The sequence below is a fragment of the Deltaproteobacteria bacterium genome, assembly GCA_019310525.1.
In the GTDB taxonomy this organism is placed as follows: Bacteria; Desulfobacterota; DSM-4660; order Desulfatiglandales; family HGW-15; genus JAFDEE01.
In genome coordinates this window covers 36,689-49,065 of the sequence record JAFDEE010000010.1, presented here as the reverse complement: position 1 = coordinate 49,065, position 12,377 = coordinate 36,689, and the positions used below count along the sequence as shown (strand labels likewise).

Below are 12,377 nucleotides of genomic sequence, written 5' to 3'. Positions count from 1 at the left end.
TTTAAACCGGGGATTCTGGATGGAATGAACCTTTTTCGCTCGAAATATATGGGTTTCAAAGGAAGGGGTGTGAGATGACCCAATTTTTCCTCGGTCTGGCCCTTGCCCTGGTCCTGTTCGCAGCGGGTGGCTTCGTTGTTCATATAGTCACACAGCGGAAGGTGATATACCGGTGGTCATATCGCATCCTGTTTTCGGGCTTCGCCGTTTTGACCCTTTATTTGGGACTTCGCTATTATGATCTTGGGGCGGCACCCGTTTTGACCCTGAAGTCAAGCCTGGTTTTTTTCGCCTGGGCCGTGATCGGGGCCTGTCTCCTTTTTCAGCTCCGGTTCAAGTTGATGGTTTTAAGCTCCTTTGCCACTCCTCTTGCAGCCTGCCTTTTGATCGTATCTTCCGCCCTTCCCGGAGGAGAGGCGATCGTAAAGCCCATGTACAAAAGCCTCTGGCTCACCATCCACGTGGGAACGATTTTCATGGGCAACGGCATATTCGCCCTGACTTTCCTGGCGGCGATCATGTACCTGATTCAGGAACGTCAGATCAAGAAAAAGCAATTCGGCGGTTTTTTCAACCGACTGCCTTCCCTGGCAACATTGGATGCCGTTAACCATTATACCCTGATCTATGGTTTCCCTCTCTTGACCGTGGGGATGGTCACAGGGGCGATCTATGCACAGTACGCCCTTGGGAGCTATTGGAGATGGGATCCCAAGGAAATCTGGTCCCTGATCACCTGGCTCTTTTATGCCACATTGCTCCATGAACGACTGGCGGTGGGCTGGCGCGGGCGCCGGGCCGCGATCCTCTCCATCGCCGCATTCATGGTCTTGATTTTCACCTTTGTTGGTGCCAGCCTGTGGCTGAGCGACTACCACAGCTTCAAAACCCTGAGGGGCGGAATGACGCCATGATCAAGTTTCTAGACATCGGCATCAACCACGAAACCGCCCCGGTGGAAGTGCGGGAATGCCTTGCAAGGGAGGAGACGACATCCTTCAGGGTCCTTGAATCCTTCAGGAACCTCCCATGCGTCAGTGAGGGTCTGTTTGTTTCCACCTGCAACAGGGTGGAAATGTTCTGCATTACGCCCCGGCCTGATGAGGCCCGTCGCCAAATGATCTCCCTCATGGCGCGCCTTGGGGGAATCCCGGAGGGAGAATTTACCGGGATGCTTTATATTCATGAGGATATGGAGGCGGTTCGCCATATCTTCAGAGTTGCTTCCAGTCTTGATTCTATGGTCCTGGGAGAACCCCAGATCCTCGGACAGATCAAAGAGGCCTATTTTCAGGCCACCCGGGAAAAGACCTCCGGGGTGATCTTGAATCGTCTCATGCACAGGGCCTTTCACGTTGCCAAGCGGGTCAGAACTGAGACCGGTATATCCGATGCAGCTGTATCCATCAGCTATGCGGCCGTGGAATTGGCCAAGAAGATTTTTCACGAACTCCAGGACAAGGCGATTCTCTTGATAGGCGCCGGGGAGATGGGAGAGCTGGCGGCCAGGCATCTTATGAGGCAGGGTTGCAGTTCCATCCGTGTGGCCAATCGAACTTTTGAAAGGGCCGTAGGCTTGGCCAAGGCCTTTGGTGGAGAAGCCGTCTCCTTCGAGGAGATCGGTCCTCAGATCCTTGAGGTGGATATCGTGATCACTTCGACGGCTTCCAGAGGATACGTGATCGAGCACGATCTTGTAAAGGGGAGCCTGAGAAAGCGGCGAAACCGCCCTCTCTTTTTTATTGATATCGCGGTGCCCAGGGACGTGGATCCGAAGGTGAATACCTTGGAAAACGTCTATGTTTACGATATCGACGATCTTCGCAGTGTCACAGAACTCAATATGGAACAACGCCGGCAGGAGGCCGTGAAGGCGGAACGGATTGTCCGGGAAGAGGTCTTGAAGTTCGAAAAATGGCTCAAGACTTTGGCGGTGGTCCCAACCATTATCTCCCTGAAAGAGAAGGCGGAGCGAATTCGTAGGAACGAGTTGAAAAAGAGCCTGGGGAGCCTGGAGGGATTATCGCCTGAGCAAAGATCGGCGATCGAGACCCTCACCGTTTCCATCACGGAGAAGATTATCAACGATCCCATACTCGTCCTGAAACGAAAGGCCGAAAGGCCATCCAGGGACCTTTATCTGGATATGGCGCGGACCTTATTCAATCTTGATCAAGAAGATAATTAAGGAAAAGAGAATGGATATTTCTGGGATGATTCAACAGTTGAAAAACCACCCCGATGCCAGCCGAATCGGGATGATCGCCAGCCATCTCGGCATCGTGAGAGGCACTTCGAGGAACGGCCGGGAGGTCAGGGGAGTGGAGGTGAAGTATGATCATAATATCCTATCGAAAATATTAAATGAAATCAGAAGGAAAGAGGGCATTGTTGATGTTGTGGCTGATGTTAATGAAGGGTACCTTACAATCGGGGAGGAGATCCTTTTTGTGGCCGTTGCCGGGGATATTCGGGAGCATGTTTTCACGGCCCTCATGGAGGCGGTCAACCGGATCAAATCCGAGGCCAGCCGGAAAAAAGAGCACTTTGCATGAATCCTTGGTGCCTTTTAAAGGCATTGTGTCGGGTTGGTTTCAGGGCATTCGATAATCATACTTCGGAGTTAAGAGGGGTTTTGCCATGGGAATGGTTGATGTCACGGAAAAGCCGGTGATACGCCGCAGGGCGGAGGCTGCTGGAAGAATCCTGTTGTCAAGGGATACGATCCAAAAGATCCGGAAAGGTGAGATCAAAAAGGGTGATCCACTCCAGGTGGCTGAGGTGGCCGGGATGAACGCCGCGAAACAGACCCACATCCTCGTGCCCCATTGCCACCAGATTCCCTTGGATACGGTCGATTTTGAGTTCCAGGTTTCCGAGGAGCGTGTAGAGGTAAAATGTGTGGTGAAGGCCCAGGCAAGGACCGGTGTGGAAATGGAGGCCCTTGTCGGGGTATCGGTGGCCCTGAATACCCTGTGGGACATGGTCAAGTATCTTGAAAAGGACGACCAGGGCCAGTATCCCCACACCAAAATTGAAGAGATCTGTGTGTTGAAAAAAGAGAAAGAAACCAGGTGAAGGCTTCCTCCCCCTTACCTTGTCACGGCTTGCTGTCGCGGGATCGACCCGCCAGTGCCTCTAGCTCAGCGCGGAGTTTCGTGTTCTCCTGTTTGGTTCGCGCTAGTTCGGCATCCGCCATTCTCAAGCGGCTGGCAAGAATCTCTGCAAATACGCGATATAGGATGCCCCTGAAAATTATCCTGTCCAGGCCGTCCAGCCTGTCCATGTAAGAAATGTCCACCACCAGGCAGGCGGTTTCATCCACGGCAAGGATGGATGCCGATCGGGGTGAACCGTCGATGATTCCCATCTCGCCGAACATGTCTCCCTTCCGCTGAAGGAATGCGATGGTCTTGCCTTGCTTCTGGATACCGACCTTTCCGGAAATCAGGAAATAGATGCGATTGTCGTATTGCCCTTCCTCGATGATCATGGACCCGGGCGGGTATTTCATGATTGTGCTCAACTCAAGGATCCCCCGCAGGTCCTGGTCGGCAAATGGTTTGAGAGGAGGAAGCTCTCTCAGTTTTTCAATGATTTTCTCGTCTTCCTTGAGGTAATCTGCGACTCTCATCGGAATTCCTCCAGATTCGTGCAATCGGAGTTGAATCCAGATTATGCAATTGCCAAGTTTGCCGAAGGTGCAAGGCCGCAAGGCGCGCAAACGTACCTCTTGTACTTCAAGCGCCTTACGCACCCGGTTGATCCAATTATTCCTTCCAGATTTTGAGGGTGACCAGATTCTTGCGGTCGGGACATTCAAGAACCATTTCGTCGGCAGGTCCCCAGGGATAGCGGCCGCCGAACTGCATTACGTTCAGGGTCGGAAAGATATCATGGTAGAAAAAACCGCAAAGACCGCCCGTATCCCAGCAACTTATTTCCAGGATATCCCCGGCCCTGTGCCCTGCGCTACACTCCCCCTTTACAGAGACGATTTTTCCTTTCACGGACTTTATGCCTTTCGGATGGGTGGCCATGGTGAAGACCTCCTTTTTAAGGAAAAAGACGAGGAAATCCAGTAGGTGAGCTTGTTTCCATACTGTTTCTGACATTAGCGGAAAAGCGCTTGCCTGTAAATTGAAAAACCCCGGCGAAGAAAGGCGGGACAGAGTAACGGAACAGCCTTTTCAACCCTGCGTCCTTTTCGGTGAAGGATAATTTGAAGTGTAAGAGAAATAGGATTATAAATCTTAAAATGGGAAATTCATCACAGATTTTATAGGGAACCGCATCCGATAGGAGAGGGTCATGAAATGTAAGAGCTTAGGTTTATTGGGAGTTTGCCTGGCGATATTGATTTTTTTTGCGGGAACTCCACGGGAGGGAAATCCATCGGAAAAAAAAGGAGGAAAGGGCATGAAAATAGAAATTACAAGCAGTGCCTTTAAAGAGGGCGGAATGATTCCGAGGCAGTACACCTGTGACGGAAAGGATATTTCTCCACCCCTGGCATGGTCCGGCGTTCCTGAAGGAACCAAAAGCCTTGCCCTGATCTGCGATGATCCGGACGCTCCCATGGGAACCTGGGTCCACTGGGTTCTTTATGGTTTGCCCCCGGATCTTCAAAAACTCCCGGAAGGGATACCTGATACAGAGGTCCTTGAAAACGGCGCAAAGCACGGAATCAACGATTTCCGGCGGTATGGCTATGGCGGCCCTTGCCCTCCAGGTGGAACCCATCGTTACTATTTCAAGATCTTCGCGTTGGATACCCCGATGGAGATGGGGCCGGGCCTGTCAAAAGGGGAGTTGATGAAGGCCGTGGAAGGACACATCCTGGCCCAGGGTGAACTCATGGGAAGGTACAAGAGACAATAAGGTGGTTCGAAAGGAACCAACTGTTTTGAATTCAATCCGAGCCATTGTTTCCATTTATGGGGATACGGCCTAGAACCTCCCGATAGGCAAGGGAAGCGGCCATTTTTGGCCTTGACAGATTCTCAGTATTGAATTATAGATGAGCCCACAACTTTGGGAAAGCCTTTCAGGGTGAGCCCAACTTACTGAAAATATTGAGAGAATACAATATTTTTCGATTTTAAGAAGAACAGGAAGTGGTTGGAGGATCTGAACCTGGTCATGCAGCTGGGTCTGACCATGGCCGGGTCAATACTCTTTTGCTTTGCGATCGGTTATTATCTCGATAAATGGCTTGAGACCAAAGGGCTCTTCATCACGATTTTCATTTTGCTGGGAATTGTAGGGGGCGGGTACACGGCCTTCCGGCAGATTATGGAAATCGCCGAAGAAGAAAAAGACGAATCTCAGGATGAAGAAGAGAGATAGCGAAGTCATACAAGTCCAGAAAAGGATTTGCTCCAGGGCCATGCTGGGGGCCCTATTAATCGCCTTTTTCTTCCTCGCCATCCATGAAAAAGCGCTCGCCAAGGGCCTTGTCCTGGGTACGCTGTTCAGTGTCGTCAACTTTCTGCTTATCGGACAAACCATTCCTTTGACTATCGGAAGGTCCCGTGCACAGGCAAGTCTGATTGGGTTGACATCCATATTGGGGAGATATGCGATTCTGGCGGTTCCCCTTGTCTTGGCGATCAAATCGCCGTCATTCAGTTTTGTCACGACCGTGGTCGGTATCTTTGGAATCCAAATGGTCACTTTATTCGATTACGTATTCATGAAACCCAAACCGGAAAATCGCTCTCATTAGGGTGGTATCATATGGACGAAATAACTCACCTCCCACAACTCGCCTACAAGTTATTCGGACTGAATCTGGTCTTCAATATCCAAACCATCATCATGACCTGGATCGTGATGGGTGCTTTGATCCTTTTCGGTTTCCTTGCCGCAAGAAAGGCGGATTTTCTTCCCAATCCTTTCCAGGTCGTTGCTGAAATGCTTATCAACGCATTTTATGACTTGTCAAAGGACGCGCTTGGGGAAAAGCTGGCCAAGAAATTTTTCCCGATGATCTGCACTCTTTTCATGTTCCTCCTGCTCTGCAATTGGCTGGGAATCATCCCTAAATTGAGCGAACCCACCAAGGACCTCAATACACCGCTGGGGCTGGGGATACTCGGATTCTTTATCGCCCATTACTCAGGCATCAAGGTCAAGGGATTCAAGGAGTATTCCAAGGAGTATTTTCAACCCATATTCTTCATGGCCCCTTTGAACGTGATAGGCGAACTCGCGAAGGTGGTTTCCATATCTTTCCGTCTTTATGGAAACATCATGGGCGGATCGATTATTATTCTGGTGGTCTCCAGCCTGGTATACCAGTTGGTACTCCCACCGGTTCTCGTTTTATTTTTCGGTCTTTTTGTCGGCAGTATTCAGGCCTTTGTGTTCACCATGCTAACCCTTGTTTACATATCACTACAGGTCAAGTAGGCAAATGCTGGAATCGATTACATACATACGGGCATCTCTTTACCTTGGAGCAGGATTGGCCATAGGATTCGGGGCCATAGGGGCGGCCCTTGGCGAAGGTTATGCGGCGGGAAAGGCCAACGAAGCGCTCTCCTTTCGGCCCGAAAAGTCGGGTGACGTCATTAAAAACATGCTCGTTGGACAGGCCATTGCAGAGTCCGCGGCCATATTCGCCCTTGTGGTATCCATCCTTCTGCTTTTCATGAAACCCGGTTCAACGAATATGCTGGTCGCATGGGCGTCCATCGGTGCCGGTTTGGCTATGGGATTGTCGGCCATCGGATCCGGAGTAGGAGCCGGCCTGCCAGCGGGAACCGCATGTTTCGGGATCGTGCGCCAGCCCGCCAGCAGCAACAAGATTCTTACTACCATGCTCGTCGGTTCGGCCGTCTGCCAGACGCCCGCTATTTTCGGAATGGTGATCGCTTTTTTACTGCTGTTCCTCGATTTGAGTTCCATTCCTCTTTATCCAGGGTGGGCCGCTGTGTTTGGGGCGGGACTATCGACCGGGCTCTCTGCCATAGGTCCCGGAATCGGAAACGGTATCACCGCTATGGAGGCAGTTCGCGGGGTTGCCCGCAATCATGAGACGATCTCCGCTACAAACCGGACCATGCTCGTAGGGCTCGGGGTCGCACAATCGACTGCTATTTACGGATTTCTCATCAGCCTTATGCTTTTGTTTTACGGTTTCAAGGAAAACCATTCACTGACGAGTTCCATGGCCTTACTCGGTGCCGGTGTCTGCATGGGTTTTGGAGGCATTGGTCCGGGTATCGGTGAGGGAATCACCGCTTCCCTGGCGGTCAAGTGGATCGCCAGAAATCCCCCTCTGACGGGTGTGCTGAGTAGAACCATGTTGGTGGGTATGGCCGTTGCCGAGTCCACCGGTATTTATTCTCTCATCGTTGCATTGTTACTCATCGTGATGATCTAATTTTAAAAAATCTTTATATCTCTATAAGGAGGAAGGCAAATGGATATTAGTGGTCCTGATTTCATCAAAGGATTGGCCCTGCTCGGCGCTGGACTCGCAATGGGTCTTGGAGCGATTGGTCCCGGAGTTGGTGAAGGATTTGCCGCGGGAAAGGCCTGCGAGGCGATCGGAAGAAAACCTCAGGAAGCCGGCCTTTTGACAAGAACGATGCTCGTCGGACAGGCCGTTTCTGAATCAACCGGTATCTATTCCCTGGTCGTTGCCTTGTTGCTTCTTTTTGTGGTGTAAACCGGCTATAAACACTACGGAAAATCATGATAAGCATCAACACTACCCTTATTGTCCAGGTGATCCATTTCTTGATCCTGGTGTTCATACTGAATCGGATCATGATTCAACCGATCATGAGACTGATCGATGATCGAAAGGAATATGTCGAAAAGATTCAGGGGGAGATCCTTGAGCTTGAACAGGAGACGGAACGCCTGAAAAAAGAATTCGTCTCAGTCCAGGCAAATGCCCGAAAGGAGGCTCTCCTCAAGCGGGAAGAGATCCGAAGCCAGGCCTTTGGCAAGGTCGATGAATACCTGAGAGAATCCCAGGAAAAGGTGACCTCTATTAGGGCCAAGGCTGACAGTGAGGCCGAGAGGGAAGTCAAGGAAATGCAACCCCTCTTGTCGAATGAGGCGGCATCACTGGCCGAGGAGATCATGATTAAAGTTATGGGCAGGAGGAGTGCAGGTTGAAACCTATTTCCAGGAAATACATTCTGGCCCTTATTTTTCTGGTCGGGGTGGTGCTTTATTCCCTCTTTGTTCCAGACGCTTATGCTGCAGAAGGCAGGTCCACGGCCCGGAAAATCTATGACAACGTGATGCTTTTCGTCAATTTCGGCATTCTTGTCTTTCTTTTTCTTAAATATGGGAAAACACCCTTGATAAATTATTTGCGAGGGGTCAGGGACAAGATTGCTGAGGAATTTGAAAGTATTCAACGGCAGAAGGAACAGATCCAGGCCTTACGGGATGCAGAAGCGGAAAAGATGAAGGAAGTGGACAAGTACCTCGAAGAGATACAGAACAACATCCTTAAAATGGCCGAGCGGGAGAAGGAAAGGATCATCAAGGAAGGTCGTGAATTGGCCGAAAAGATGATCGAAGAAGCCCATAACTATGCAAAAAACAAGATTGAAAATGCCCGGAAATCTCTTTCCAATGAACTCGTGGATATCGCCATTAACCTTGTTGAAGAAAAACTGACCAAAAGTATCACGGAAAAAGACAACGAGAACCTGTTCAACCAGTTTATCCTTGATCTCCAGGCGACGCCCGGCCAGTTGAAATAGAGAGAGGATCACTTACTGGTTTTCTAGTTTCAACTTATTTGTGCCTTAAAGTTTATGAAGGCCCTATCTTATCCGAGAATAAGACAGGGCCTTTTTTATTTCCCAATCTCTTGCTGATTCAAATTATTCCTGTTGAGGCCTGCTTAAAATCCCATCTCGATCATTTCATTTTTCCGAAGGCCTGTGGTTTTCTCCCTTATAATTCGGGTAGCATTCAAACCAAAAAACATGATATAAAGAAAACAGACATGAATATTTCCCTCCATTCCAGGATTCATTCAGGAAAACTAAGTACCCAAGTCCTTTAGTCTTTTGCCTTACAACAGAGACACCTTCAAACCATCAGAGAGAGACTACGATGAACACTGAAATGGGCGAGAGTAAAACGAGGGAAGAACTGGTCCATGAATTGAAGAGGTTTCAGGATAGGATTGATTCCCTTGAAAAGGATCTCGAAAGGTACAAGCTTTTAGAAAAGGATTTGAAAGAGAAAGCTGTCCTGCTTGAGCAACTTTTTGACAGCGCTCCTGAAGCGATCGTCATGTCCGATAACAGCGGGGTGATTTTGAGGATCAATGAGGAATTCGGGCGGCTGTTCGGGTACAGCTCAGAAGAAGCGATAGGGCGAATGGTCGATGACCTGATCGCGCCGGACAAATTTCATCATGAAGCCCTGTCAGTGACAAAGAAGGTGGGAGAGGGTGAAAGCCTGTCCTTTGAAGCTGTTCGCTTTCATAAGGACGGCACACCTATCCATGTATCCTGCCTTGCCCTGCCCATCATCGTAAAGGGCCAGCAGGTGGCGGTTTATGCCATTTACCGGGATATTTCCAAGCGGAAGCGTGCTGAAGAAGCCCTGGAAATCCAAAGATCATACATGGATCATCTTTTTGAAAGCGTACCCTTGGGCATCGCTATGAGCAATGCCGATCACAAGTTGGTTCGGATCAACAGAGGTTTTACGGAACTATTCGGATACACGGAAAAGGAGGCCGTCGGCCACCATATAGATGATCTGCTGGCATCGGATGAATTCATGGAAGAGGCCTGCAATGCAACTGAGAGAGTAAAGAGAAACGGGAATACCATCTCATTTGAGAGTTTGAGAAAACGCAAGGACGGAAGTTTGATTCATGTGGCCATCATTGCGGCCCCCATTATGATCGGTGACGAGGTGGTCGGTCATTACGGTATCTATCGTGATATAACAGAGCGGAAAGAAACTGAGAAGAAGCTCAAAATGACCCATGAGGAACTGGAAAGAAGGGTTGCAGAAAGAACGGCCGAACTTGCCAGGACCAACAAACAGCTCGAAGAGGCGATTAAGAGGGCCAGCGAATTGGCTGAAACAGCGGAAGCGGCAAATAAGGCCAAAGGTGAATTTCTTGCCAATATGAGCCATGAAATCCGCACGCCCATGAACGCTATTATGGGTATGTCCGGTCTGATGCTTGACACTCCACTGAATGATGAACAGAAAGAGTACCTGGAAATCATTCGAAGGAGTGCTGATGCTCTTCTTGGAATAATCAATGATATCCTGGATTTTTCGAAGATCGAAGCGGGAAAACTGGATCTTGAAATCCTCGACTTTGATCTCAGGTCATCGTTGGACGAAATCGTCACCCTGCCGGCTATGGCCGCACAGGAAAAGGGGCTTGAGTTTGTCTACGAGATTGATCCTGAGATTTTTTCTCTGTTGAGGGGGGATCCTGGAAGACTGCGGCAGATCATTATCAACCTGACCAGCAATGCGGTGAAGTTTACGGAAGAAGGCGAAATCGTACTCAAGGTAATGCTTGAGGAAGAAACCGAACGTACCGTCAAATTAAAATTTCTGGTCAAAGACACAGGGATCGGGATCAGCAAAGAAAATGCTGAGAGACTTTTTCAGTCCTTTTACCAGGTCGATGCCTCTGCTACAAGGAAATACGGAGGAACGGGTCTGGGCCTGGCCATCTCCAAGAAACTGACCGAGCTTATGAACGGTGAGATCGGAGTTGAGAGCGAGGAGGGGAAAGGATCCACCTTCTGGTTCACTGCCGTTTTTGAGAAACAGACCGATGTCCAGGAAAAGGTCTTCAATCCTCCTGAAGATTTACTGCAAAAGCGTATCCTGATCGTGGACGATAACAAGACCAACTTGAAAATCATGCAGGGCTATCTGGAGGCCTGGGGATTCGTCTGTGACGCAGCATGGAGCGGGGAGATGGCCCTGACAATGATGGCTGCGGCTTCTAAGTACAAGGCGCCCTATGACCTCGTGATCACCGATTGGCAGATGCCCAGGATGGACGGACGGGAACTGGGCAGAAAGATCAAGTCGGATCCGGCATTGAAGGATACACTCATGATCATGCTTTCATCACGGGGAATGAGGGGAGACGCATCTGAGATGAAAAAGATCGGTTTCAACGGATACCTGACCAAACCCATCCGGCGCAGTCAACTCTTTGATTGTATAGTTATGGTTATGAGTGGAAGAGAACGGACCAGGCTTGAAACCGCTGAATTGATCACACGACATACAATCAAGGAGACAAGGAAAAGGCGGGTGCGTATTCTCATTGCGGAGGACAATATCGTCAACCAGAAACTGGCGCTTCGCCTTTTGGAAAAATTCGGATTCAAGGCTGATGCCGTCGCAAACGGTAAAGAGGCGGTAAGGGCACTTGAGCTGATCCCTTACGATATCGTCTTGATGGATATCCAGATGCCTGAAATGGATGGAATTGAAGCGACTACCGTGATCCGTGACCCCTCATCGAGGGTGATCAACCACCAGGTACCGATCATTGCCATGACCGCACATGCCATGAAGGGAGACCGTGAACGATGCCTTGAGGCAGGAATGAATGATTATGTCAGTAAACCGGTGAATCCCAACGAACTATACAAAGCGATCAGCAATCATCTTTCGCCCGCTGCCGAGGAAGAAGCGAATGAGAAGGACAAACCCGAGTCCAAGGAAGGCGAGGAAAACCTTTTCAATCAGAAAGAATTATTGGAGCGTGCCGGGGGAGATGAAGAGTTGATGAAAGAACTTTTGAAAGATGGACTCACTCTCATCCCACGTCAACTCAAGGAACTGGATCAGGCTTATGAAGAGAATGATCCAGCCCGGATCAGCAGGTTGGCCCATTCCATAAAAGGGGCAGCCGGGAACCTGGCCGCTCACCGTTTAAAAGATGCGGCCTATGAGGTTGAAGAGGCCGGAAAGAAAGGGGATATGGCATCTGTGGGAGAGCTTGTGAAACGGCTCAACGTGGAGTTTATCCTCTTTAACTCCTATGTTTCTGACTTTGGGCCTTCGTAAGACACCAGAAAAGATCTTCGGAAATCTCACGGGAGGTGGACAGCGGCAGATGTCCGCCTTTACATTAACACCCTCTGGTTGTTTTCAAGTCCTGGGCCGCCCATAGAGGCGCTTATCATGGGACCTCAATCCATATCGGGAATCAATATATTATAACGTGTAAACTCCCTCGCCTCTGGTTCAACTCACCGACATGGTAAATTCCACCGATCACCCAAGTCTAGTCCTTGGTTTCGTCCGGGACTTGAATCTCTTCAACAAAGCCCCCTTTTTCCGGCGTTTCTTGCTTACTGGATAAATCGCCAACCTGGCAACTTTGGCTCATT

Annotated in this window: 15 protein-coding genes; 13 read left to right on the top strand and 2 right to left on the bottom strand. The window is 49.7% G+C overall.

Annotated features, from left to right (window positions below; all coding sequences use genetic code 11):
- Window positions 1-74 precede the first annotated feature (74 nt).
- The 4 genes from ccsB (at window position 75) to moaC (ending at window position 3,078) form a co-directional block, all read left to right on the top strand.
- Window positions 75-914 carry a c-type cytochrome biogenesis protein CcsB gene (gene ccsB, locus JRF57_02650; GenBank protein MBW2302593.1) on the top strand — a complete coding sequence of 280 codons (840 nt, stop codon included), beginning with the start codon at window positions 75-77 and terminating at the stop codon, window positions 912-914.
- Window positions 911-2,188 carry a glutamyl-tRNA reductase gene (locus JRF57_02645; protein ID MBW2302592.1) on the top strand — a complete coding sequence of 426 codons (1,278 nt, stop codon included), beginning with the start codon at window positions 911-913 and terminating at the stop codon, window positions 2,186-2,188. The genes ccsB and JRF57_02645 overlap by 4 nt, the downstream gene beginning before the upstream one ends.
- Window positions 2,189-2,198: 10 nt before the next feature.
- The gene (locus JRF57_02640; GenBank protein MBW2302591.1) at window positions 2,199-2,555 is read left to right on the top strand and encodes a molybdenum cofactor biosynthesis protein MoaE; all 357 of its coding nucleotides are present in this window, start codon (window positions 2,199-2,201) and stop codon (window positions 2,553-2,555) included.
- A gap of 85 nt (window positions 2,556-2,640) precedes the next feature.
- Window positions 2,641-3,078 carry a cyclic pyranopterin monophosphate synthase MoaC gene (gene moaC / locus JRF57_02635; protein MBW2302590.1) on the top strand — a complete coding sequence of 146 codons (438 nt, stop codon included), beginning with the start codon at window positions 2,641-2,643 and terminating at the stop codon, window positions 3,076-3,078.
- A 22-nt stretch (window positions 3,079-3,100) separates the two neighbouring features.
- On the opposite strand, the gene JRF57_02630 is transcribed toward moaC, so the two are convergent.
- Together JRF57_02630 and JRF57_02625 are read right to left on the bottom strand one after the other, a co-directional pair.
- The gene (locus tag JRF57_02630) at window positions 3,101-3,634 is read right to left on the bottom strand and encodes a cyclic nucleotide-binding domain-containing protein (protein MBW2302589.1); all 534 of its coding nucleotides are present in this window, start codon (window positions 3,632-3,634) and stop codon (window positions 3,101-3,103) included.
- Between the two features lie 136 nt (window positions 3,635-3,770).
- The gene (locus JRF57_02625) at window positions 3,771-4,040 is read right to left on the bottom strand and encodes a TIGR04076 family protein (protein MBW2302588.1); all 270 of its coding nucleotides are present in this window, start codon (window positions 4,038-4,040) and stop codon (window positions 3,771-3,773) included.
- Between the two features lie 379 nt (window positions 4,041-4,419).
- Here JRF57_02625 and JRF57_02620 point away from each other — a divergent pair, with 379 nt between their 5' ends.
- The 9 genes from JRF57_02620 to JRF57_02580 all read left to right on the top strand — a co-directional run bounded on the left by JRF57_02620 (window position 4,420) and on the right by JRF57_02580 (window position 12,051).
- Window positions 4,420-4,881, top strand: a complete 462-nt coding sequence (locus JRF57_02620; GenBank protein MBW2302587.1) for a YbhB/YbcL family Raf kinase inhibitor-like protein — start codon at window positions 4,420-4,422, stop codon at window positions 4,879-4,881.
- 261 nt (window positions 4,882-5,142) lie between these two features.
- Complete coding sequence (locus JRF57_02615) at window positions 5,143-5,349, top strand: AtpZ/AtpI family protein (protein ID MBW2302586.1); 207 nt, start codon at window positions 5,143-5,145, stop codon at window positions 5,347-5,349.
- The gene (locus JRF57_02610) at window positions 5,333-5,728 is read left to right on the top strand and encodes an ATP synthase subunit I (protein ID MBW2302585.1); all 396 of its coding nucleotides are present in this window, start codon (window positions 5,333-5,335) and stop codon (window positions 5,726-5,728) included. Before JRF57_02615 ends, JRF57_02610 begins: the two co-directional genes overlap by 17 nt.
- An 11-nt stretch (window positions 5,729-5,739) precedes the next feature.
- Window positions 5,740-6,414 carry a F0F1 ATP synthase subunit A gene (gene atpB, locus JRF57_02605; protein MBW2302584.1) on the top strand — a complete coding sequence of 225 codons (675 nt, stop codon included), beginning with the start codon at window positions 5,740-5,742 and terminating at the stop codon, window positions 6,412-6,414.
- A gap of 4 nt (window positions 6,415-6,418) precedes the next feature.
- Window positions 6,419-7,390, top strand: a complete 972-nt coding sequence (gene atpE / locus JRF57_02600; GenBank protein MBW2302583.1) for an ATP synthase F0 subunit C — start codon at window positions 6,419-6,421, stop codon at window positions 7,388-7,390.
- 39 nt (window positions 7,391-7,429) lie between these two features.
- Complete coding sequence (gene atpE, locus JRF57_02595) at window positions 7,430-7,678, top strand: ATP synthase F0 subunit C (protein ID MBW2302582.1); 249 nt, start codon at window positions 7,430-7,432, stop codon at window positions 7,676-7,678.
- A gap of 26 nt (window positions 7,679-7,704) precedes the next feature.
- Window positions 7,705-8,136 (top strand): hypothetical protein, encoded by a 432-nt coding sequence (locus JRF57_02590; protein MBW2302581.1) that lies wholly within the window; start codon window positions 7,705-7,707, stop codon window positions 8,134-8,136.
- On the top strand, window positions 8,133-8,735 hold the full coding sequence (locus tag JRF57_02585; protein ID MBW2302580.1) for an ATP synthase F0 subunit B: 603 nt from the start codon (window positions 8,133-8,135) through the stop codon (window positions 8,733-8,735). Before JRF57_02590 ends, JRF57_02585 begins: the two co-directional genes overlap by 4 nt.
- A 358-nt stretch (window positions 8,736-9,093) precedes the next feature.
- Window positions 9,094-12,051 carry a response regulator gene (locus JRF57_02580; protein ID MBW2302579.1) on the top strand — a complete coding sequence of 986 codons (2,958 nt, stop codon included), beginning with the start codon at window positions 9,094-9,096 and terminating at the stop codon, window positions 12,049-12,051.
- Window positions 12,052-12,377 lie beyond the last annotated feature (326 nt).

What these genes read in the sequence shown, in the direction of transcription:
- JRF57_02625 (MBW2302588.1), bottom strand. Translation starts at nt 4,040, where the DNA reads ATGGCCACCCATCCGAAAGGCATAAAGTCCGTGAAAGGAAAAATCGTC.
- moaC (MBW2302590.1), top strand. Translation starts at nt 2,641, where the DNA reads ATGGGAATGGTTGATGTCACGGAAAAGCCGGTGATACGCCGCAGGGCG.
- atpB (MBW2302584.1), top strand. Translation starts at nt 5,740, where the DNA reads ATGGACGAAATAACTCACCTCCCACAACTCGCCTACAAGTTATTCGGA.
- JRF57_02645 (MBW2302592.1), top strand. Translation starts at nt 911, where the DNA reads ATGATCAAGTTTCTAGACATCGGCATCAACCACGAAACCGCCCCGGTG.
- JRF57_02630 (MBW2302589.1), bottom strand. Translation starts at nt 3,634, where the DNA reads ATGAGAGTCGCAGATTACCTCAAGGAAGACGAGAAAATCATTGAAAAA.
- atpE (MBW2302582.1), top strand. Translation starts at nt 7,430, where the DNA reads ATGGATATTAGTGGTCCTGATTTCATCAAAGGATTGGCCCTGCTCGGC.
- JRF57_02580 (MBW2302579.1), top strand. Translation starts at nt 9,094, where the DNA reads ATGAACACTGAAATGGGCGAGAGTAAAACGAGGGAAGAACTGGTCCAT.
- atpE (MBW2302583.1), top strand. Translation starts at nt 6,419, where the DNA reads ATGCTGGAATCGATTACATACATACGGGCATCTCTTTACCTTGGAGCA.
- JRF57_02615 (MBW2302586.1), top strand. Translation starts at nt 5,143, where the DNA reads ATGCAGCTGGGTCTGACCATGGCCGGGTCAATACTCTTTTGCTTTGCG.
- JRF57_02610 (MBW2302585.1), top strand. Translation starts at nt 5,333, where the DNA reads ATGAAGAAGAGAGATAGCGAAGTCATACAAGTCCAGAAAAGGATTTGC.
- ccsB (MBW2302593.1), top strand. Translation starts at nt 75, where the DNA reads ATGACCCAATTTTTCCTCGGTCTGGCCCTTGCCCTGGTCCTGTTCGCA.
- JRF57_02640 (MBW2302591.1), top strand. Translation starts at nt 2,199, where the DNA reads ATGGATATTTCTGGGATGATTCAACAGTTGAAAAACCACCCCGATGCC.
- JRF57_02620 (MBW2302587.1), top strand. Translation starts at nt 4,420, where the DNA reads ATGAAAATAGAAATTACAAGCAGTGCCTTTAAAGAGGGCGGAATGATT.
- JRF57_02590 (MBW2302581.1), top strand. Translation starts at nt 7,705, where the DNA reads ATGATAAGCATCAACACTACCCTTATTGTCCAGGTGATCCATTTCTTG.